16 protein-coding genes are annotated in these 21,732 nt (G+C 41.8%); 6 read left to right on the top strand and 10 right to left on the bottom strand.

The window, feature by feature from the left end; translation table 11 throughout:
* Positions 1-226: 226 nt before the first annotated feature.
* Together V7K44_RS16050 and V7K44_RS16045 are read left to right on the top strand one after the other, a co-directional pair.
* A complete protein-coding gene (locus V7K44_RS16050; RefSeq protein WP_334932946.1) occupies positions 227-1,444 on the top strand; it encodes a lipid-A-disaccharide synthase-related protein in 1,218 nt (405 codons plus the stop codon).
* Between the two features lie 102 nt (positions 1,445-1,546).
* Positions 1,547-3,283 carry an ABC transporter ATP-binding protein gene (locus V7K44_RS16045; RefSeq protein ID WP_334932945.1) on the top strand — a complete coding sequence of 579 codons (1,737 nt, stop codon included), beginning with the start codon at positions 1,547-1,549 and terminating at the stop codon, positions 3,281-3,283.
* 41 nt (positions 3,284-3,324) lie between these two features.
* Here the strand turns inward: V7K44_RS16045 and V7K44_RS16040 are convergent, their stop codons facing one another.
* Complete coding sequence (locus tag V7K44_RS16040; RefSeq protein ID WP_334932952.1) at positions 3,325-4,533, bottom strand: NupC/NupG family nucleoside CNT transporter; 1,209 nt, start codon at positions 4,531-4,533, stop codon at positions 3,325-3,327.
* 387 nt (positions 4,534-4,920) lie between these two features.
* Here V7K44_RS16040 and V7K44_RS16035 point away from each other — a divergent pair, with 387 nt between their 5' ends.
* Positions 4,921-10,413 (top strand): trifunctional serine/threonine-protein kinase/ATP-binding protein/sensor histidine kinase, encoded by a 5,493-nt coding sequence (locus V7K44_RS16035; protein WP_334932944.1) that lies wholly within the window; start codon positions 4,921-4,923, stop codon positions 10,411-10,413.
* A 2-nt stretch (positions 10,414-10,415) separates the two neighbouring features.
* Here the strand turns inward: V7K44_RS16035 and V7K44_RS16030 are convergent, their stop codons facing one another.
* The 4 genes from V7K44_RS16030 to V7K44_RS16015 form a co-directional block, all read right to left on the bottom strand.
* Positions 10,416-11,273: a hypothetical protein gene (locus V7K44_RS16030; protein ID WP_334932943.1), complete on the bottom strand. Its 858-nt coding sequence runs from the start codon at positions 11,271-11,273 to the stop codon at positions 10,416-10,418.
* 76 nt (positions 11,274-11,349) lie between these two features.
* A complete protein-coding gene (locus V7K44_RS16025; RefSeq protein WP_334932942.1) occupies positions 11,350-11,583 on the bottom strand; it encodes a hypothetical protein in 234 nt (77 codons plus the stop codon).
* A 270-nt stretch (positions 11,584-11,853) separates the two neighbouring features.
* Entirely contained in the window at positions 11,854-12,381 is a 528-nt protein-coding gene (locus tag V7K44_RS16020; protein WP_334932941.1) for a hypothetical protein, read from the bottom strand.
* A gap of 145 nt (positions 12,382-12,526) precedes the next feature.
* Positions 12,527-13,927 (bottom strand): amidohydrolase, encoded by a 1,401-nt coding sequence (locus V7K44_RS16015; protein ID WP_334932940.1) that lies wholly within the window; start codon positions 13,925-13,927, stop codon positions 12,527-12,529.
* Between the two features lie 81 nt (positions 13,928-14,008).
* Here V7K44_RS16015 and V7K44_RS16010 point away from each other — a divergent pair, with 81 nt between their 5' ends.
* Complete coding sequence (locus V7K44_RS16010) at positions 14,009-14,788, top strand: cysteine hydrolase family protein (protein ID WP_334932939.1); 780 nt, start codon at positions 14,009-14,011, stop codon at positions 14,786-14,788.
* A 292-nt stretch (positions 14,789-15,080) separates the two neighbouring features.
* Positions 15,081-15,536: a cupin domain-containing protein gene (locus V7K44_RS16005; RefSeq protein WP_094348972.1), complete on the top strand. Its 456-nt coding sequence runs from the start codon at positions 15,081-15,083 to the stop codon at positions 15,534-15,536.
* Between the two features lie 87 nt (positions 15,537-15,623).
* Here the strand turns inward: V7K44_RS16005 and V7K44_RS16000 are convergent, their stop codons facing one another.
* The 5 genes from V7K44_RS16000 to V7K44_RS15980 form a co-directional block, all read right to left on the bottom strand.
* A complete protein-coding gene (locus tag V7K44_RS16000) occupies positions 15,624-16,703 on the bottom strand; it encodes a 2-aminoethylphosphonate aminotransferase (RefSeq protein ID WP_334932938.1) in 1,080 nt (359 codons plus the stop codon).
* A gap of 15 nt (positions 16,704-16,718) precedes the next feature.
* The gene (gene aepY, locus V7K44_RS15995) at positions 16,719-17,924 is read right to left on the bottom strand and encodes a phosphonopyruvate decarboxylase (protein WP_334932937.1); all 1,206 of its coding nucleotides are present in this window, start codon (positions 17,922-17,924) and stop codon (positions 16,719-16,721) included.
* A 120-nt stretch (positions 17,925-18,044) separates the two neighbouring features.
* Positions 18,045-18,293 carry a hypothetical protein gene (locus tag V7K44_RS15990; RefSeq protein WP_334932936.1) on the bottom strand — a complete coding sequence of 83 codons (249 nt, stop codon included), beginning with the start codon at positions 18,291-18,293 and terminating at the stop codon, positions 18,045-18,047.
* Between the two features lie 244 nt (positions 18,294-18,537).
* The gene (gene aepX, locus V7K44_RS15985; RefSeq protein ID WP_334932935.1) at positions 18,538-20,193 is read right to left on the bottom strand and encodes a phosphoenolpyruvate mutase; all 1,656 of its coding nucleotides are present in this window, start codon (positions 20,191-20,193) and stop codon (positions 18,538-18,540) included.
* A 218-nt stretch (positions 20,194-20,411) separates the two neighbouring features.
* Complete coding sequence (locus tag V7K44_RS15980; RefSeq protein ID WP_334932934.1) at positions 20,412-21,167, bottom strand: phosphocholine cytidylyltransferase family protein; 756 nt, start codon at positions 21,165-21,167, stop codon at positions 20,412-20,414.
* Positions 21,168-21,275: 108 nt separating this feature from the next.
* On the opposite strand from V7K44_RS15980, the gene V7K44_RS15975 reads away from it, so the two are divergent.
* Positions 21,276-21,620, top strand: a complete 345-nt coding sequence (locus tag V7K44_RS15975; RefSeq protein WP_334932933.1) for a hypothetical protein — start codon at positions 21,276-21,278, stop codon at positions 21,618-21,620.
* The last annotated feature ends 112 nt before the right edge of the window (positions 21,621-21,732 follow it).

The following is a 21,732-nucleotide window of genomic DNA, read 5'->3' as shown; positions in this document are numbered from 1 at the left end:
AGCGCTTGTACTCCTAATACTGTATTCTCTGATAGATTAGCGTTTGCAAAAGCAGGGATTAGCAGTAATTCCATTCCGGTTTACACCTGAAAAAGTAACTTTGTAGATTTGTCTATAAAATTACAAACTCTCAACAGTAAAAATACTATCAATCTCTTTGCCTACTTACCCAATGTAGGTTAAAAATCTCACCAAATAAGCATTTTAGACCTATCCAAACTCCAAGATGTCTTCTAAGCAAATCTTGTTTATCAGTAACGGCCACGGAGAGGACAACCATACCTCTCATGTTATTCAGACCCTGCGCCAATTAAATCCTTCTATTAAGATGGCGGCAATGCCGATTGTGGGGGAAGGAAAAGCTTACCGCAGCTTGGACATTCCTATTATTGGGCCCACACAAACAATGCCCTCTGGCGGATTCTTTTACATGAAGCGCCTGTATTTGCTCAAAGATTTTCAATCGGGATTGATTGGGTTAACGTGGCAACAATTACAAGCAGTGTTACAGTATGCTCCTAACTGCGATTTAATTATGGCGACTGGGGATTTTATCTCCCAGACATTTGCTTACTTAACAAAGCGTCCCTTCGTTTCGTTTATCTCTTGTCTTTCTGCCCTCTATGAAGGGCGATTGCGTCTCAATCCCCTGCTGTGGCACGACCTTAATTCTTCCAGATGTCTGGCAGTTTTCACCAAGGATTCCCATACGGCTTATGACCTTCAACGGCAAGGTTTAACTAAAGCTCAGTTAGCTGGCATTCCGGCTTTAGATCGCCTTGTCCCTACTGGCAAAGACTTGCACCTGAAACCGGGCGAGAGAGCGATCGCACTTTTACCAGGGTCACGGATGCCTGAAGCCGCGCGAAATTTTTGTTTGCAGTTGCAACTAGTGGTAGAAATCGTCAAGGTGATGCCTGAGTCAGGATTACAATTTCGTGCAGCCTTGATACCGAGTTTGATGGAGCAACTAGACGACATTGCCAAAAGTCAAGGTTGGCAGCTGACTCAAGGCATACTCACTTATTCTCCTCCAGGAAATTCTCCTGACGAATCACCGATTGTGGAAGTGAGATGTTATTCAGATGCCTTCAGTGACATCCTATGTTACTCTACTCTCGTGATTGGTATGGCAGGGTTGGCAGTGGAGCAAGCTGTGGCGATCGGGAAACCTATCATCCAGATTCCCGGAGAGGGCCCTCAATTTACCTATCAATTTGCAGAAGCGCAAACGCGTCTGTTGGGCAGAAATGCCCAAACCATCGGCACTAAGCCAGCAACCCCTGAGATTCTCAAGCAAGCAGCGAAACGAGTCATTGAAACTTTACAAGATTCAGACTACCTCGCTAAGTGCAAAGAAAATGGCCCTGAGCGATTTGGCCCACCCGGCGCATCTGAGAGAATTGCCCGCTTTCTACTAAACTCTCTAGGAGAAACTGAGTAGAAATTGCGCCAGAATTTAGGAGTCGGCACGGTTGGGTAACATGGTGTGGTAGGCTAACGCCGTAATGCACCTCAATTCTGACTCCTGAATTCTTACTTACCTATGAAAGTCCGCTCTAGTTACTGGCAACTGTTACCTTATCTTTGGCCGCAATGGCCGCTGTTAGTCCAGGGATTGGCTTGTATCTTAGGATTTGTGTTATTCACCCTAGCAGTACCCTATTTAGCAGGTCAGGTCGCTTTTTATCTTGGCCAGGGAAATGTAAACCAGATTGCCTACTGGCTCGGACTAGCCACTTTAGTATTTTTGGTTCGAGGGCTTTGTCAATACGGGCAGAATGTCTTTATGATCGCTGCTACCTTGAACATGGTTTTAAACTTGCGTAAGCGGGTTTATGCCCACCTGCACAAACTTGGATTGGATTACTTTGAAACCACACAGACGGGAGACCTAACTTATCGCCTGACTGAAGATATCGATCGCGTCGGCGAGATTGTGGATAAGCTATCCCATCAGTTTCTTTCCAATTTGTTGCAGTTAATTGCAATTCCCATTTATATGCTCTACCTGAATTGGCCCCTCACTCTTGCGGGTTTGATTTTGGCTCCTTTAATGGCTTGGTTGATCGGGCAATTTGGTCAGCGATTACTCGTGCTATCTCGCCAGAGCCAAAATCAAGTTTCCAATTTGTCGGCGATGCTAACTGAAGTATTTAGCGGAATTCGCGTTGTTCAGGCTTTTGCAGCCCAAGAATATGAAGTGAAGCGATTCAATCAAGAAGCAGAAATCAATCGCCAAGCTAAGTATCGCGCTTTACAACTCAAATCCATTCAGTTTCCCGTTGTCGGTTTTTTGGAAGCAGTTAGCATTATACTGCTGTTTTTATTAGGAGGATGGCAGATTTCTCAGGGACAACTAACCACTCAAGGGTTTATCAGTTTCTTAGCTGCTGTGGCTTTACTGATTCAGCCAATCGATATGCTGATTAGCAATTACAACGAGTACAAACAGACCGAAGCTTCTGTTGAACGCATCTTTGAACTGATGGCGAAGGAACCTAGTATCAGCGAAAAATCGAATGCTCAGGCAATGCCACGAGTTATGGGCAAGGTAGAGTATCGTCATGTCGATTTCGCCTACAATCTCGATCGGCCAGTTCTCAAGGATCTTTGCTTGAACGCTTCTCCTGGTGATGTCATTGCCTTGGTTGGTTCTTCTGGAGCTGGCAAATCGACCTTAATTAACCTTTTACTTCGCTTTTATGACCCTCAAAGAGGTCAAATTCTGGTTGATGATATTGATATCCGTGATGTCACACTCACCAGTTTGCGCCATCAAATTGGCATTGTTCCGCAAGATATTACTCTTTTTTCAGGAACGATCGCTGAAAATATCGGTTACGGTCAGGAAAAATTAGATTTAGCAGCGATTCAGGAAGCGGCAAAGATTGCTAACGCCCACTCCTTTATTACCCAGTTCTCCCAGGGTTATCATACCTGGTTAGGCGAACGTGGAGTTAACCTATCGGGAGGACAACGCCAAAGATTAGCGATCGCTAGAGCAGTTGCCAACGATCCTCGAATTCTCATCCTGGATGAGGCCACCTCTGCCCTAGATTCTGAATCAGAAGCACTAGTTCAAGAAGCATTGGAACGAGTGATGCAAAATCGTACCGTGTTTATTATCGCCCATCGCTTGAGCAGCGTTCGTCGGGCTGACTGCATTCTCGTAATCGAACAAGGACAGGTAGTTGAAGCTGGTACTCACACCTCTCTCTTGTCTCAGGAAGGACGGTATGCCCGTTTTTACGCCCAACAGTTATACTCTACAGATGATTAGGGCATTGTCAAGTTACTGTCGGTTCGCTCATTTGAGAAAATCTATATCAACACCCCAGCAATACAAGCGGTGATAAAACCCGCTAACAATCCGCCAATCATTGACCTTACACCCATACGAGCTAAGTCATGCTGGCGATTGGGTGCTATCCCCGCAATGCCGCCAATGGTAATGCCAATTGAACCTATATTTGCAAAGTTACATAATGCGTAAGTTGTAATAATTACTGCACGCTGAGAAATTTTTCCACTCTCAATTAGTGCTTTTAAATCTAAAAAAGCAATAAACTCATTCAAAATTGTTTTTGTACCCAATAATGCCCCAACTTGCCGACAATCAGCCCAAGGTACGCCCATCAGCCAAGCTACGGGAGCCATAATAAAAGACAAAATCCACTGTAATGAGAGTTGCTGTAAGCCCACAAATGCCCCCAACCATCCCAAAAGTGCATTCAGGGCAGCTAATAACCCCAAAAAGGCGATAATCATCACCCCAACATTAACTGCTAGCTTCACGCCGTCAATTGCTCCGGTAGTAGCAGCATCAATTACATTTACATAATTGGTTTCTATATATGCTTTTGCTTTACCAGCCGTCTCTGATACTTCTGTTTCTGGGTAAAGTAATTTTGATACCACCAAGGATGTGGGAGCAGTCATAAAGAAAGCAGCAATTAGGTGTTCTGCTGGAATGCCAAAGGAAAGATACGCTCCCAGTACTCCAGCCGCAATTGTGGCAAAACCACCCGTCATCACGGCATGGAGTTCTGATTGCGTCATATTCGCTATATAAGGTTTAACCATCAGCGCCGCCTCTGTTGGCCCCAAAAAGATGTTACCTGCACAGGATAAAGATTCAGAACCCGATGTTTTCATCGTTTTCATCATTACCCACGCCACCACATTTACAACTCGCTGTAAAATGCCGTAGTAATACAAGACGCTGATGAACGCAGAGAAAAAGATAATTGTCGGCAGCACTTGGAAAGCAAAGAAATGATCTTTAAAATTTTCTCCAAAGACAAATTTTGCACCAACATCAGAAAATGCTAAAAATTGGCTGACAATATCTCCGAGAGATTTAAACACATTTAAACCCCAAGGAGTTTTAAGAATTACTAGCGCAAATGCAAACTCCAATCCCAAACCCCAGGCCACTATTCGCCAACGCACCGCCCGACGATTAACAGAGAAGGCGTAGGATATACCGATAAAAATTAAAATTCCCAACGCAGAAATGGCGCGTTCCATGTTTACTCCCGGAAATGTATCGCTAAGGCACTTAGTCACAGAGCATACACAACAATTCGCCTTTTTTGTGGCTTTTTAGTTAATTACGAGAGTTTTGCTGGTGTATGGCAGGAGGCAGCACTTCTCTGCGAGACGCTGCGCGAACGACTACGCCCTTCGACGCCGCCTCTCGTAGAGAAGTGAGGCAGGAGGTAAAAGTATTACTATTCCTAGCTTTCATGCTTTCAAAATTTCTTAACCTGTGTGACTACGGCTATAAATAAGAATTTAGCGATCGCATATTCATATCTTTTTATAAAACAGTCTTCCCAAACCTTAAGCACATTTGTATTAATAGGAACAACTAATGTAAATCAGGAAAAATTAATTTTATAGGAAAAAAGAACTATGGTGGCACTGACAGGTTATCAAATAAATGAGCTAATTTATTCGGGATCTAAAACTCTAGTACATCGCGGCATTAGAGAATCAGATAAAAAGCCAGTAGTAATTAAACTGTTGCGGCGTGAGTATCCGACATTTTATGAACTCGTGCGGTTCCGTAATCAGTACACCATTGCGAAAAACCTAGATATTGATGGGATTATCAAAACCTATAGCCTGGAGAACTATCAAAACAGCTATGCCTTAGTTATGGAAGATTTGGGAGGGATTTCTCTCCAAGAAGAGATGGCGAGATGGGGGGATGGGGGGATGGGGGGAACTGCTGATGGGTTGGAGACATTTTTTCACATTGCTTTGCAAATTGTCTCCATTCTTGATGGACTGTATCACAATCGGGTGATTCACAAAGACATCAAACCCGCTAACATTTTGATCAACCCTGCCACAAAAGATATAAGGCTGATCGATTTTAGTATCGCCTCCTTACTTTCTAGAGAAACGCAAACCCTCACTAATCCAAATATTTTAGAAGGGACGTTAGCATACATTTCTCCCGAACAAACCGGACGAATGAACCGAGGAATTGACTACCGCAGCGACTTTTATTCCTTGGGTGTCACCTTTTTTGAACTGCTCATCGGACAGTTACCTTTCAAATCTGATGAACCGATAGAGTTGGTGTATTGTCACTTGGCAAAGCTTCCTCCACAGGTGCATAGCCTGAATCCCCACATTCCCCCAATTCTGTCTAAAATTATCGGCAAACTTATGGCAAAAAATGCCGAAGACCGCTATCAGAGTACATTGGGGTTGAAGTATGACTTAGAAATTTGCTGGCGTCAGTGGCGAGAAACTGGCAGGATTGATGGCTTTGAGTTAGGAGTGCGAGATATTTGCGATCGCTTCATCATCCCAGAAAAGCTATATGGTCGGCAAGCAGAAGTAGAAAGCTTACTCGCAGCATTTGATAGAGTCGCTAACCCCCCTGAATCCCCCCTTATCAAGGGGGGATTCAGGGGGGTAGAAATGATTTTAGTCGCAGGTTTCTCTGGTATTGGTAAAACTGCCGTTGTTAACGAAGTCCATAAACCAATTGTGCGACAACGGGGTTATTTTATCAAAGGAAAATACGATCAATTTCAACGCAATATTCCTTTAAAAGCTTTCGTCCAAGCATTTCGAGATTTGATGGGGCAATTACTGAGTGAAACCGATGCCCAACTCGAACAATGGAAAGTTAAAATTTTGACAGCTTTGGGTGAGAATGCTCAAGTAATTATCGAAGTTATTCCCGAATTAGAAAAAGTTATTGGACTACAAGCACCAGTACCTGAACTTTCAGGGAATGCTGGACAAAATCGCTTCAATTTACTGTTTAAAAAATTTCTCCAGGTTTTCACAACCAAAGAACATCCATTAGTAATATTTTTGGATGATTTACAATGGGCAGATTCAGCATCTTTAAAGTTTATGCAATTACTAATTAGTGAAACCGAAATTCACTATATGTTAGTTATTGGCGCTTATCGAGACAATGAAGTATATCCAGCACATCCGTTGATGTTAACCTTAGCAAAAATTCATAAAAATGGTGCGAATATTCATACTATTACTTTAGCCTCTCTCAATCATACAGATTTAAATCATATAATTACTGATACTCTAAAATCTAACTTAGAGATTGCTTTACCTCTCACAGATTTAGTATATCAAAAAACTCAAGGCAACCCCTTATTTACTAATCAGTTTCTCAAGTTTCTGCACGAAGAGAAGTTAATTAACTATAACTTTGATATGGGTCATTGGCAATGCGATCTTGCTCAGGTTAGAGGATTAGCATTTACTGAGGATGTGGTAGAGTTTATGGTGCTTCAGTTACAGAAGTTACCAGAAGCAACTCAAAAAGTTTTGCAGCTTGCAGCTTCTATTGATAATCAGTTTGACCTAGCAACTCTCGCAATTGTCTATGAAAAATCTCTAGCAGAGACAGCAGCAGACTTATGGAAAGCTTTGCAAGAAGGTTTGGTCATACCCACAACTGAAGTTTACAAGTTTTATCAACAGGAATTAGAAGAATCTATCATTACTTCTGATTCCTGGATGATCGATTCTACTTCCTGCTCCTACAAGTTTTTGCACGACCGCGTTCAACAAGCTGCTTATTCTCTAATTCCTGAAAATCAAAAGCAGACAGTACACCTCAAAATTGGGCGATTAATGTTGAGGAATATCTCACTTGAAGAACGCGAAGAAAATTTGTTTAAATTAGTCAATCAGTTAAACTTAGGAGTTGAATTAATTACTCAGCCAGAGGAACGAGAAGAACTGGCAAAATTAAACCTAACTGCAAGTCATAAAGCCAAAATTTCGACTGCTTATGAAGCTGCTGTAGAGTACACAAATTTTGGAATTAAGTTACTCACAGAAGATTGTTGGCAACATCAGTATGATTTGGCTTTAACACTGTACTCAACCTCTGCCGAAGTCGCCCATCTTAACGGTGATTTTGAACAGACGGAACAATTGATACAAGTAATATTACAACATGGCAAAACACTGATCGATCAAGTTAAAGCCTACGAAGTCAGAATCTTATCTCAGGTAGCACAAAATAGAATGTGGGAAGCTATAAAAACGGGACTCCATGTTCTCAAAATATTGGGAATAGAACTGCCCGAACAGCCAACACCAGAAGATATTAACTGTGGGCTACAGGAGACACAATTAGCTTTAGAGGGAAAAACTATTGAAGGCTTACTAGAGTTAAAATTAATGACTGAGCCAGATAAGTTAGCAGCCATGAATATTTTGACAAATATTGCTGCTGCTGCTTATCTAGTTATGCCAGAACTCTATCCTCTAATATTATTTAAACAGGTTAATTTATCACTAAATTATGGAAATACTGCTAATTCTCTTTATGGATATTCATGTTATGGGCTAATTCTTGGTGGGATTGTAGGAGATATTGATTCCAGTTATCAATTCGGTCAACTAACTCTAAAATTATTAGATAAATTAAATGCTAAAGAATTCATAGCTAAAACATATATGATTGTTTATGGCTGTTTGAATCATTGGAAGAAGCATCTTAGAGAAGTTTTGCATCCTATACAATCAGCTTATTATAGCGGGGTAGAAACAGGAGATTTAGAATTTGCAGGTTACTGTGCGTGTAATTATTCCTTGAGTTCATATTTTGCTGGGAAAGAATTATCTTCTTTAGCAGAGGAAATAGGAAATTATAGTCAAGGACTGGCACAAATTCGTCAAGAACCATCCTTGCATAAAAATGAACTTTATCGGCAAGTAGTACTTAACTTACTCTCAAAAAATCAAAACCCTTACCGCTTAATCGGTGATGCTTACAATGAAGAAACCATGTTGCCGCTTCATCTCCAGGGTAACGATAAAACTATGATTTGTTCGTTGTATTTTAATAAATTGGTTCTCTGTTATTTATTTTCTGAGTATGCTCATGCTATTGAAAATGCTGATTTAGTACAGAATTATTTAGAAAGTCTTCTTGGAAGTATTATTTTTGCTCTATTTCATTTCTATGATTCTCTGAGCCAATTAGCCGTATATTATGATGCTTCTGAAGACGATCGAGCATTCATCCTCAAAAGGGTTACAGCCAATCAGGAAAAAATGCAGAATTGGGCGCATCATGCGCCGATGAATCATTTACATAAGTTTCATTTAGTGGAGGCTGAACGCTATCGTATTCTCGGCGAATATATTCAAGCAATGGAAATGTACAATCGCGCCATTCAGGGAGCCAAAGAAAACGAATATATCCAAGAAGAAGCTCTAGCTAACGAACTTGCTGCCAAATTTTATTTGGGATGGGGTAAAGAGCAAATTGCCCAAACCTATCTAACAAATGCTTACTACTGCTATGTTCGTTGGGGCGCTAAAGCCAAAGTCTATGACTTAGAAAAACGTTATCCTCAATTACTCACCCCAATTCTCCAATGGGAAACAATTCGCCTCAATCCCACAGAAATAGCATCTACTCTCCATAAAATTCCTCAGTCTACTTTTACTGCTGGTATGACAATTTCATCCACTAGCACCAGTATTTCAGAAGCTTTAGATTTAGCAAGTGTTCTCAAAGCCTCTCAAGCGCTGTCTAGCGAAATTCATTTAGATAAGTTGCTCTCTACATTAATGCAAGTGGTGATAGAAAATACTGGAGCGAAAAAATCTGCTTTAATTTTACTCAAGGATAATATTTGGGCGATAGAAGCGATGTTTACGACGGGCTACGCCTACGCAACAGTTGAGAAAGTACCAACTATTCTGCAATCTATTCCGATTGAGTTTAGCCAAGATATCCCTCTAACTCCAATTAACTATGTAAAACGCACTTTAGAGACATTGGTAATTGATGATGCGACTGTGAAAAATTCCTTCACCTCCGACTCCTACATTATTGAACAACAACCCAAGAGTTTGCTGTGTACCCCCATTCTCCATCAAGGGAAGTTAATCGGCATCCTTTACTTAGAAAATAATCTTACTGCCGGAGTATTTACCCACGATCGACTCCAAGTAATAAATCTATTGTGTTCGCAAGCTGCTATATCTTTAGAAAATGCTTCTCTTTATCAGCAATCGCAAAAGAATTCCCAACAATTAGAACAATCACTTACAGATTTAAAACAAATGCAACTACAACTGGTGCAAAGTGAGAAAATGTCAGCATTGGGTAATTTAGTTGCAGGTGTAGCTCACGAAATAAACAATCCTGTAGGCTTTATTGCAGGTAATATTCAACCTGCTGTTGATTTGATTGAAGATTTGTTTCACCTCATCGAGCTTTATCAGGAAAATTTTCCGAATCCGGGTGTAAAAATTGAAGAAGAAATTGCAGCAATCGATCTAGAATATATCCGAGAAGATTTACCAAAAATGATTTCTTCGATGAAATTAGGTATCGATCGAATTCGGAGTATTAGCAACAGTTTACGAACCTTTTCCAGGGCAGATACAGAAAATAAAGTTGCTTTTAATATTCACGACGGGATCGACAGTGCAATTTTGATTCTTAAGCATCGCTTAAAAGCATCGGAACTACATCCAGAGATTAAAATCGTGAAAAAATATGGCGATATATCTTTAGTCAAATGTTTTCCTGGGCAACTCAATCAAGTATTTATGAATTTATTGGCAAATGCCATTGATGCTTTAGAGGAGTCTAATATTGGACGTAATTTTCATGACATTAATAATAAAATTGAGATTAAAACTTGTTTTAGTGAAGATAAAGAGCGTGTTTTGATTTACATTCAAGATAATGGTATGGGAATGTCCGCTCAAGTCAAACAAAAGATTTTCGATCATTTATTTACAACTAAATCTGTAGGTAAAGGTACAGGATTAGGATTAGCGATCGCACATCAAATTATTGTAGAAAAACATGGCGGTACTCTAGATGTTAATTCTGTGCAGGGAGAGGGTACAGAGTTTGTGATTCAAATTCCGATTTAAAATTACCCCTCCTGGCGCCGATAGCCAAAGCTAAGATGACTGCCAATGAGCGTGTAGAAGTCATTTAGCGCGTGTGCAGCACCCCCTGCACAACCCGGAACCTTGCACTTATCGCTAACAGTTTGAGCAACTTTAGAAAGCTCACTGGTGTGTGGTGTCATGTCCCATCCTTCGCCACCATAGCTGCTTGTGGTTTTTTGAATATCATGCAAAACGATCGCTTCCAGCCGCCAACCATTGATTTTGCACTCGCCCAAGCGATAAATTTTAGATAATGCTGGATCTGATAAAGCCAGACGTAACTCCCTTTCTATTTTCAAAAAGTCAGGCTTTTCCGGCTGCATCTGCAAGTAAGCAAGCAGTTCTGCGGCTGATGTGCCAGTTCTAAAAAATACCGATGCGTAACCATCTCCCCCAGAAACAACTCTCCAATCAACTAAGGTGAGTTCTGGTGACTGCGCCAGCGCCACAAGCAGTGAGGTGTCAGTTTGGTTCTCTGTGCCAGTTATTCCACCATAACCAGACTCGATGCCAAAATTGCGATCGCAAACCCCAATTATCTGCCAGACACAGTGTGCAACAGTAACTATAGGTTCATCTCTTTGTATACCTGACATAACTTCAGCATAGTTGCTCTGGTCAACATACAAATCGTAAGAACCTGGAGTATTGCAGTCTCCACATGGCGCATTGATTAATTTGCCAACAAAGTGGCAGCGTTCAAAACCAGACAATGGATGCTGGCGCACTAAAGCAGCAAGGCGTTTAGCATCAGACGGAGCAAAAGTGGCACTGAAGTAGTAATGAGGGCCTTGTCCGCATTCTTGGATTTCCCAGAACCAATCCTGAAATTTACTCACTATGTAAAGATACACACAACAACATAACGACCAAGATAACTGGTGGTAGAAATATTGAACACTCAGGATATAATCTCTAAGCGATCGCTGTGTAGTTCATTGCAGTGGCTTGCCCCTCTGCAATTTCTTGTTTAGCTTGTTTGGCAGCAGTAATAAGTTTTGATTGTGTTCTCTGAAACGATTCATTCCATCTAATTTCATCTTGCAGATCATCAATGTATTCCCGCAGATGCTCTGCAATCCGATCTTGTACCTCAATGGGTAAAGATTCCATCATTTTGATTACGGTGGTAATTGCTGCTGATGACATAGTGAATTGCTCTCACGTAACGCTTTGCTCTTAAAGCTAACATCAATGCTGTTTAGTACGGTTGCTATAGCGAGCGCACTGTGTGGGGGATACTGGATTGACCGGTTTGCAGGATAGGGATAGCAAAAGGAACAAATCGGAGGCTGCAAGTTAGGTAAACTCAACCCCTTTATTACTAGCATTTTAAGCGTAGCTGCTTTTTTTTGTTGATGCAAGAAGAATTTCTTTTTGGGCTAATACAAGTTTTAGGAAACTCGACAGAAGAACCATCTAACATTTTTTGTAGAGGCAAAGTAAATTTTCTAGATGATCTCCGCTTAATTGGTTAAAAGGTTCAGGAAATTCTTCCACAGGTATAATACGTCTATTTTTTTCATTCAAACCTAGAGCGCGAAATCCAGTCTTAACATCTGCATGAAGATAGACTACCTGAAGTTCTCCACAACCCTGATAATGAGCAATACGCATTGCCACATCATAATTGGCTAATTCACCAAAACCTTTAACTTTCTTTCTAACAGAGCGAACAAATTGATAAATACTATTAAAGTTGTCAAAATCAATAATACACTGAGTATCTAAATGCTCTAAAGCAATCTCAGCCGCTAGAGGTAAACACTTGGGAATACCATAACGGGATTGATGGTCTTCAACTTCTCCCTTTTCGTTTATACTAAGAAAAGCTCTTTCGACAGCATCTCTTAAATTGCCAGCTTGTTTATACCAAGAATATTCCTGCTCTACACGGCAATAAAAATGCTCACGATAATGGTTGAATATGTCGATGTAAGATGTCATAATCTAAAAACTCATTACTCAATGTACAGTGTAATATTTGAAGCAATAGTCGTCAAGTTTACTAAGTATATATGTCCCATTCTCTAACCGAATATTAAACACCAAAGCACGAATTTTTTGCCGTAGTTCTGTATTTTATTGTCTTTTACAACCCCATAACCGTGCGATAATGAGCCTCAATTTGCTCCACAGTTTGAGACTTACGCTTTGTCTCCCACTGATTGCGGTTAAATAATTCTTGGCGCAATTCATCAACGTTAATTGTGGTAACTTTACCATCAGCAACAATTTGCTTGCCATTGACCCAAACACTATTAACAACATTACTAGGACGACCTAAAACTAATAAACCAATGGGGTCGGTACGCGGAAGTAGTGATAAATTAGTTAGGTCATAAAGTACCAAATCGGCTTGTTTGCCCACAGTTAAAGAACCGAGTTTGTCTGCTATATTCAGACCCTTTGCGCCTCCCAAAGATGCCATTTCTACTGCTTGTCTGGGTGTAATCCAGTATTGATAATCTGAGTCTGTAACATTATGTAAAATAGAACCTATTTTAATCGCTTCTAACAAGTCTTGAGAGTCATTACTTGAAGCACCATCGCAACCAAAAGTTACATTTACTCCAGCTTGGCGATATTTTAAAATAGGGGCGATGCCACTGCCTAAACGTAAATTACTTAGGGGATTATGAACAACTGTAGATTCAGTTGCGGCGAGGATGGCGATATCAGCATCATTTAACCAAACACAATGAGCAAGTGAAGTTTTATTGCTCAAAAAGCCGATTCTTTTCAAATGTTCTACAGCAGTACAACCGTACTTTTCTTGAGCAAGTTTTTCCTGTGCCCTGGTTTCGAGTAAATGGGAGTGACGACAAAGATTATAGCGATCGCTTAACTCAGTACACCCCTCAAATAAAGCATCAGTACACAATTGTATCCCTGTTGGCGCAACTAAAATATTCACACCCTCATCTGGGCGATGAAATTGTCTCACCGCTTCTTCGATGATTTCCAATGTTGCCGCAGTTGAGCGATGATAAGGTTCATGAGTTTTTGCTGATTTCCCAGATGGTATACCTGCGCTGAGAGATTCATCTTGAATTAAGGGGGCAATAAAGGCGCGAATTCCCACTTTTCTGTAGGCGCGAGTTGCAATGGCGATCGTTTCTAACTCAAGTCCGGGAATTAACACCAGATGATCTACCACACTTGTCCCACCGGAAAGTAAGGTTTCCACCGCAGTACCCAAAGCACTGAGATAAACCTGTTCGGGATCGAGGGGGGCAAAATCATACAGTTCCGCCAACCATAATTCTAAAGGGAACATTGACATGATTCCTCGCTGCCACATCTCTGATGAGTGGGTGTGGGCGTTGAAAAAGCCAGGTAGCAATAGCTTATTTTTGCCATCTATGGCAGTGCCGATTACTTGTAGACTGGGGGAAATGGCTACAATCGCACCATCTACAATCTGTACATCTACCGTTGCATAATCATCACTGACGGCGATCAAAACATTTTGGATAGTGAAATTTACCATATTTAACCTTAATTAAGTAATTGTATTTTGACTTGAATTTCAAGTTACAAAATAGAAAATGGTGTTGGGTACTGGAATTTTATGAATTTACCATTACGGACATTGGGAGTTGCCCCAAATGCGTGGACAGTGAATGATGCGATCGCAGATATCACTCGTCCTCAAAAGCCCCCACAACCCGTTATTTTATCAACAGAAACTAAAACCCTGCGCCTAGACTTGGCAAAGACTGCTATCCTCGTCATTGATATGCAAAACGACTTCTGTCACCCTGATGGCTGGTTAGCGCATATCGGCGTGGATGTAACTCCGGCGCGTCAGCCTATTGAACCTTTGAACAACTTACTTCCAGAACTGCGTGAGGTTGGCGTTCCAGTCATTTGGGTAAATTGGGGAAATCGTCCCGACTTGCTCAATATTAGTGCTAGTTCGCGCCACGTCTATAATCCCACAGGGGAAGGTGTGGGATTGGGCGATCCACTACCAAGCAATGGTGCTAGAGTACTCATGGCAGGTAGTTGGGCTGCGGCAATCGTAGACGAGCTAGAACAGATACCCGAAGATATTCGTGTGGATAAATACCGCATGAGTGGGTTTTGGGATACACCATTAGATAGTATCTTGCGGAATTTGGGAAAGACAACATTATTTTTTGCTGGTGTTAATGCCGATCAATGTGTGCTAACTACCTTATGTGATGCCAACTTCTTAGGATATGACTGCGTGTTGCTTAAAGATTGCACCGCTACCACTTCTCCTGAATATTGTTGGCTGGCGACATTGTATAATGTCAAACAATGCTTCGGTTTTGTCACTGACTCGCAAGGAATTTTAACAGCGCTGCAAAATGGTGAGGAGTGAATCAATTGTGGATTTTGGACTTTAGATTTTAGATTGATCCCATGCATTAATGCTCTTTATTCGATCAAGAATTTTAGATTTTAGATTTGTTCTCGCGTTTAAATTCCCTTGCTTTCAGACTTTTTTAAATTTTGGACTTTCCTGCGGAACGCTATGCGTAGCTTGCTTCCCAGGAGGGGTACGGTGTGAGCGTTTAATCCAAAATCTAAAATTTAAAATCTCAAATTCTGTGATTCAGTACTCAGATTTTAGGAATTTTCATACCCATCGATAACTCAGAGGGGATAAATAAATGTACGCTACTCGTTGTGTAATTCCGGTTATCAAATCTAGCAAAGATTACCAAGTATATCGGATCAGTCCCGATGCCTCTAATCGATTAGCAATTATCTTCGATTCGACAAACGCTAATACTTCTTTGACTTGCTGCATAGAAATTTTTGATGTTGGTGGACAAACACCCCCAAATCGCCATCAATGGGCGGTGGAAATGTTTTTCGTCCTTAAAGGGGAAGCGATCGCTATATGTGACGGCAAGAGTGCCACGATCAAAGCTGGGGATAGTTTATTAGTGCCTCCCACTGGTACTCATTTGATTAAAAATACTGGTTCTACTCGCTTGTACACGTTGACTGTGATGATTCCCAATGAAGACTTTTCGGAATTGATTCGCAGTGGGATTCCGGCGGAGTTAGATGAAGAAGATATGGCAGTACTAGGAAGATTTGATGCTTTGATGCCCTGTTAAATTGAAGGAGGCAGGAGGCAGGAGGAGCAAATAATCATCCAGAGATTCGTTCTTCGTTCCCATAAATAGTATGGGAACGAGAGAATATTATGAATTACCAATGATTTGTTTAACAACGCCAACAAAGCGTTCCATGTCGGCTTGGGTAACGGCTCCCATTGTCGAGACTCGAAAGATTGATTGAGCCAGATTTCCCTGTCCAGAATAAATTATATAGTCTTGTGCTTTCAGTTGGTCGTGAAATTCTTCATAGCTGAAACCATCTGGTAAGTAGTAGGCATTCAAGACAACGGATGAACTGCCAAGAGGAAGTAAGGGTTTAATTCCGATTGAGGCTAACCCATCTCTGACTAAGCTGGCAAGTTGATTGTAATGTTTGTGTCTGGCACGCCAACCTCCTGCTTCTGTCATTTCTTGTAAAGCTTCTGTTAAAGCATAAAATGTCTGTATTGATTGCGTAAAAGGTGTGCCACCTCGTTCTTGTTGCTGGTAATAGGTTGCTAAATCTAAATATAAGGTGCGGGGAATTGTGTCTACTAACGGCAGTGCATCCCGTTGCAGGATGACAAAAGATACTCCAGGGACACCATGCAGACATTTATTCGCTGTCGCAGCGCAAGCGGTGATTCCCCAATCTGCAAAATTTAATTCTTCAGCACCAAAACTGCTGACTGCATCTACTAATAGTTTGATACGGCGTTCTTGGCAAATTGGTGCAAGTTCCAGCAAATTATTTAGGCGACCGGTAGTAGTTTCGTGATGAACGACAGCAAGGTGGGTGATGTCGGTGTTTTCATCCAGGAGTTTGACTAAAGCCTTGATATCTATTTCGGCATCCCAAGGATGGGAAAGTGTGATGTAATCAATGCCGTGAATTTTGGCGATTTTGGATAGTCGTTCGCCATATACACCGTTTTCAATTACTAGTAATTTCCCGTTTGTGGGTACTAGACTGCTGATCATCGCTTCCATCGCGGCGGTTCCAGAACCGGTAAGGAGAACTGCTGCCCAGCCATCGCTTCCAAGACCATAAACTTGAAGTAATTGTTCGCGGATTCTGTTTTGAAGTTGAGAAAATTCCACCTCACGGTGGCACAAATCGGGACGCAACAGGGCATTTCTGACGCGATCGCTTAAATTAACGGGGCCGGGATTTAGTAAAATCATTACCAAAGTTAGGAGTTAGGAGTTAGGAGTTAGGAGTTGCCAGTTAGAACCAATATGGTTCATAAAGCGTTGTAAAACTTCTTCCGGGGTGAGATTGGGTCTGGGTAGCTTTTCTAAAGTTCCGGGACGGATTTTTAAATGAGCGAATTTAGGTCTAGTGTTAGCATCTGCGGTAAATAAGGCATCTAAAAGGGCGGGGTCATCTCCGGCTAATGTCACGCCGTAACCGCACGCTTCGGCAATTTTGGCAAAGGAGATACCCGCAGAGACGGTGGCTTGTGCGCCTGTGGAATCGTGGACTTCATTATCTAAAAGAATATGGGTCAAGTTAGCACCGCCATAAGTGCCGATGGTAGCAAAATTACCCATTCGCATCAGTGCTGCCCCATCGCCATCAATTACTACTACCTTGAGGTCTGGACGTGCCAAGGATAATCCCAATCCCATTGAGGAAGCGCAGCCCATCGAGCCGACCATATAAAGATGATTAACGCTGTCTTTACTAGCGAAAAGTTCGCGTCCCGTGTATCCGGTGGTGGCAATTACTACAGTGTTTTCTGGATCGGTAAGTTCCACAATCCGAGCCAATGCTTCGCTGCGAGAAATGCGTTGTTCTTGGCGATCGCGAAAAAAGCTTTGCTGAATATGAGCGCTAGCACTATTTTCTCGTTCGGGGATAGAAGAACGGGTGAGTGCATGGGGTGCGATCGCTCCTTTACGCATAATTAGAGCATAAGGACGGCGCTCTTGTTGCATATAAGCTATGGCTCTTTGCAGAACGGGTTCTATTTCTGCTACATCTGTGGGAAAAAATTCCCAAGGTATAGTCATTGTTTCCAGCAATTTCTCTGTAATTTGCCCCATTAATTCATGTTGCGGTTCGTCTTGTAAATCGCGTAGGCGTAGCCGGTCATAGACATCGCCTCTTAGAGTACAAATCAGCAGCAGTGGAATCCGAAAGATATAAGTTAGGGAGGTTAGCGGGTTAACTGCATTCCCCAAACCAGAGTTTTGCATCATCACTACTGCGGGTTTACCAGCAATTGCGGCTCCAGCTGCGATCGCTACAGCATCTCCCTCGTTGGCTGCGGAGATATATTTAAGTTGAACGTCATTGATGACGTAGTTAATAAAAGGCGTGAGAAAAGAACAAGGTACGCCAGTGTACCACCCAAAGCCAAGATTACGCGCAGCTTCTACAAATTCCTCTGCCTGAATCATAATTAAAAATTTACAGCAATTTTCAGGTATTTAAACGATTGAGATGGGGATTGGGAAGTTGAGAGTGGCGATAAAAAATTATTACTTCGACTTCAGAAAGCAAAACTTGCGCTTCAGAACTCAAAACTTCAACCTCAAAGCTTCGCCGATGAACCTCAGAGCTTCGTTAATGAACCTCAGAGTTTCGCCGATGAACCTCAGAGCTTCGCCGATGAACCTCAGAGCTTCGCCGATGAACCTCAGAGCTTTGTCGATGAACCTCAGAGCTTCGCCGATGAACCTCAGAGCTTTGTCGATGAACCTCAGAGCTTCGCCGATGAACCTCAGAGCTTCGCCGATGAACCTCAGAGCTTTGTCGATGAACCTCAAAGCTTCGCCGATGAACCTCAGAGGTTGTTTGAAAACTAGTTAGCTGTGATTTTAGGTGCTTGTTGATCCCCCCTAACCCCCCTTAAAAAAGGGGGGAACCGGATATTAAAGTCCCCCTTTTTAAGGGGGATTTAGGGGGATCTAAAACGTTTTGCTACCAACAAGAGGACTTTTCAAACATCCTCTTAAAGCTTCGTCGATGAAGCTCTGAGTTCAAAATTTCCACCTCCTCACTCCCCACTCCCTATTGTTTCAATTGAAAAGCAAGGTCAAGATCGTCTAAAGAATTAACATCTAACCAGTTACCGCGAATATAAAGCACCTTGATCGGTTTGTCTTGCTCGATTAAATAATTGCATAATTCTGGCAAACCCAAACTGTTGAATTCCGGTCGTTTTTGTAATTCATTCAGTGCTTCACTAACCCACTGTCTACCTTGACTCCGCAAGCGCAGCATCCCAATCCAGCGTCCGCTAGAGTTTCCTAATTGCGTTTGTGTTGTTTTAGAAATTTCCAACAAGTTAACATCCTGTCCAAACAGAGAAAGATCGTCTGGAATTGAGCAATAGGCGTAGTCAGGTGAACCGCTAACAGACTTGCTGTTGGCTACAGAATCAACCACAGCTACAATTTCTCCGGGACATTCTAATAAATCTCGCAAGATGTAGCTTCTAAATAGTAAATCGCCGTAAAGCACCAGCATTTCTTCGCCAAAACTGGCTTGAGCTACGGCTAAGGATGCTAATTCTCCCGTTGTTTCATAATCTGGGTTGCGGATGACTAAAGTCCCCGGAACATTGATGGTTTCTGCTTTGTAACCGGCGACAACGGTAATATCATTGATGGCAAGTTTCTTGAATTTATCCACCAATAACCTGAGTAAAGGTTTACCGCCAAGGGGTAACATGACTTTTGGTTTATCTTGCGTCAATCCGGCTAATTCTTGGCCTCTGCTAGCAGCCAGAACGATCGCTTGGGTATTTTGTCGTCCGTTGTTAAAGTAGCGTTTTTCAGCTTCTATGAGTTCATCCGCCCCTTGTAGCCGAAAGATTTCTTTTACGGGAGCAATATCATCTTCAATGTTGATTAAAGTTTCGCTGGCTTTTACTTCGCGCGCGATCGCCTGCATACTAGCAACAGCAGATCGAATCAGATGGTTTGCCCAAATGACCAAATTAACTTCAGCTTTGCGAAAAACATCAGTAGGCGTGCTGTAATATTTAGTCGGTATAAACACTAATGGGGAACGACCCGCCCATTCTTTAGCAAAGGCTAGCACTTGATCGGGGCGCGATGATTTACTGTGAATCAAGATCGCGGTTGCTCCGGCGGCGTGGTAAGCTTCAGCCCGACGCAATGCCTCCGAAAGATCCCAGCCGGCGATCAAAGCTTCGAGTCGGGCGACAATGCAAAAATCTGGATCTGTCTGACTATCCTTACCCGCTTTAATTTTGCCGCAGAATTCATCAATTTCAGCCAAAGGTTGGCGACTACCGTTGATGAAGCTGTTGGTTTTGGGAAAAAGCTTATCTTCAATACAGACTCCAGCAATACCTCGCTGTTCTAACTTCTTAACTAGGCGACGCATATTATTAAAGTTGCCATAGCCTGTATCACCATCTAATAAAATCGGGATGCTGGTGACGTCAGACATAAACTCAAGCATTTCTACAACTTGAGTCCAACTGGCTTCATTATTATCTCGAACGCCATATTGAGCCGAAAGGGCTAATCCACTCGCCCAAATTCCTTTAAATCCAGCCTCTTCCACAATCCGGGCGCTAATCCCATTGTGAGCTTCCATGATGAACTCGAGTTGAGGCGATTCTAGTAATAACCGCAATTGGGCACACTTATTTAATTTTGCAGAGGTATCATTGGGTGCAAATATTTGATGCATTTATTTTGCTTTTTTCAACCTATAAATTAAAGAAGAATTCAGAATTCAGAAGCCAGAATTCAGAATCAATTAGTGGGAGATTCAAAACCGCCACTATGTTTTTGACCACTAAATCGGATATCTAATAAGTATTTTTAACCCCTTGATTCACCCGCTAGTAGCAAATAATTTCATACTGAATTCTGACTCCTGACTCCTGAATTCTTTCAAAGATATTTTCAGACATTTTCTGCGACTTCTATCTGAGGTAAAATATCGTTTTGAGCGCGTTGAATATCTTGGGAAAAATCGATTTCAAGCCAAGGTAATCCAGTGATATCTTCGTAGCCAAATGTTTCTGGAGTTTCTAAGAGCAGATCCCGAATTACTTCTTCATAAGGTTCATTATCCCGTCCCTCTGCAACATACTGTTCTGTGCGAATCGCAAGACGGCGAGCAACAGCACTTCCAAAACGAAAGAATCCCACTGACTCACCGGCAAAATCATAAGCTAAACCAGGAGCTACTTGTTTACGAAACTCCACTAGATAATTATCTCTAACACAAAGCTTCACGGGTTCATCTCCCGGTTCAAAATCCCGATCTAGTAAAAACCTGTTGGGGATATTTGTCTTTACCAATCGTTCGATGATGCGGCGATCGCACAATACATCTGCATCCATTAATAATATGTCATCGCCAGCAACTAAATGCTGACGTACAGTCCAAAGGCTGATTACACTGCCTTTGGTGTAGTCAGGATTATAAATTGTACTGACCCAACTTTCGGCTCCTAATGCTTTGATTTCATCCTGAATTCTTTGTGCTTGATAACCCACAGCAATCACTACTTCATCAATTTGGTAATGACGGAGATAGTGAAAATGGCGCTCTAGTAGAGATTTGCCGTTAAATTTCAGTAAGCATTTGGGTTGGATTTGCCCGTCTTTACCTAAGCGTCGTCCAACGCCAGCAGCTAAGATAATTGCCTTCATCGTCAAATCACCAACAGTAGCTTAGACACCAGTAAATCTGGAAATTTTCCCAGTATTTTATAATGACTGTATTTTGCTCAATTCAACGTATATTAACTAATTCTTAACATGGAAGAAAGAGTAACTCTGTATCGCCCTACTGGTCCAAAAGAGCTAGAACTGGTTAAACAAAGCGACTACACCAAATGGCCGCCGAGACTACCTGAACAGCCAATTTTTTACCCCGTTACAAACGAGCAGTATGCCCAGGAAATTGCAACTAAATGGAATATTCGGGACAGTGGCGTAGGTTATGTTACACGGTTTGAAGTTAAAAAAGTTTTCATGGATAAGTATGAAGTTCATCAAGTTGGGGCTTCATATCATACAGAATGGTGGATTCCAGCCGAAGAACTGGAAGAGTTAAACAGCAACATTGTGGGTAAAATCGAGGTAATTGGAGAATACAAGTAGAAGGCTAAAGGCAGGTACTAGTACAGCACGGCGGAAATAAACAGACCATATTAGTGGGAGAATAAATAATTAGGGTAAAACCCGTTTCAGGGTGCAGATGAAGGAATCAGGG

This window comes from Nostoc sp., assembly GCF_036917235.1.
Lineage (GTDB): Bacteria > Cyanobacteriota > Cyanobacteriia > Cyanobacteriales > Nostocaceae > Nostoc.
This window is presented reverse-complemented; position numbering and strand designations above follow the sequence as displayed.

Coding starts and splice junctions, on each gene's coding strand:
- V7K44_RS16050 (WP_334932946.1), top strand. CDS start 227: ATGTCTTCTAAGCAAATCTTGTTTATCAGTAACGGCCACGGAGAGGAC.
- V7K44_RS16045 (WP_334932945.1), top strand. CDS start 1,547: ATGAAAGTCCGCTCTAGTTACTGGCAACTGTTACCTTATCTTTGGCCG.
- V7K44_RS16040 (WP_334932952.1), bottom strand. CDS start 4,533: ATGGAACGCGCCATTTCTGCGTTGGGAATTTTAATTTTTATCGGTATA.
- V7K44_RS16035 (WP_334932944.1), top strand. CDS start 4,921: ATGGTGGCACTGACAGGTTATCAAATAAATGAGCTAATTTATTCGGGA.
- V7K44_RS16025 (WP_334932942.1), bottom strand. CDS start 11,583: ATGTCATCAGCAGCAATTACCACCGTAATCAAAATGATGGAATCTTTA.
- V7K44_RS16020 (WP_334932941.1), bottom strand. CDS start 12,381: ATGACATCTTACATCGACATATTCAACCATTATCGTGAGCATTTTTAT.
- V7K44_RS16015 (WP_334932940.1), bottom strand. CDS start 13,927: ATGGTAAATTTCACTATCCAAAATGTTTTGATCGCCGTCAGTGATGAT.
- V7K44_RS16010 (WP_334932939.1), top strand. CDS start 14,009: ATGAATTTACCATTACGGACATTGGGAGTTGCCCCAAATGCGTGGACA.
- V7K44_RS16005 (WP_094348972.1), top strand. CDS start 15,081: ATGTACGCTACTCGTTGTGTAATTCCGGTTATCAAATCTAGCAAAGAT.
- V7K44_RS16000 (WP_334932938.1), bottom strand. CDS start 16,703: ATGATTTTACTAAATCCCGGCCCCGTTAATTTAAGCGATCGCGTCAGA.
- aepY (WP_334932937.1), bottom strand. CDS start 17,924: ATGATTCAGGCAGAGGAATTTGTAGAAGCTGCGCGTAATCTTGGCTTT.
- aepX (WP_334932935.1), bottom strand. CDS start 20,193: ATGCATCAAATATTTGCACCCAATGATACCTCTGCAAAATTAAATAAG.
- V7K44_RS15980 (WP_334932934.1), bottom strand. CDS start 21,167: ATGAAGGCAATTATCTTAGCTGCTGGCGTTGGACGACGCTTAGGTAAA.
- V7K44_RS15975 (WP_334932933.1), top strand. CDS start 21,276: ATGGAAGAAAGAGTAACTCTGTATCGCCCTACTGGTCCAAAAGAGCTA.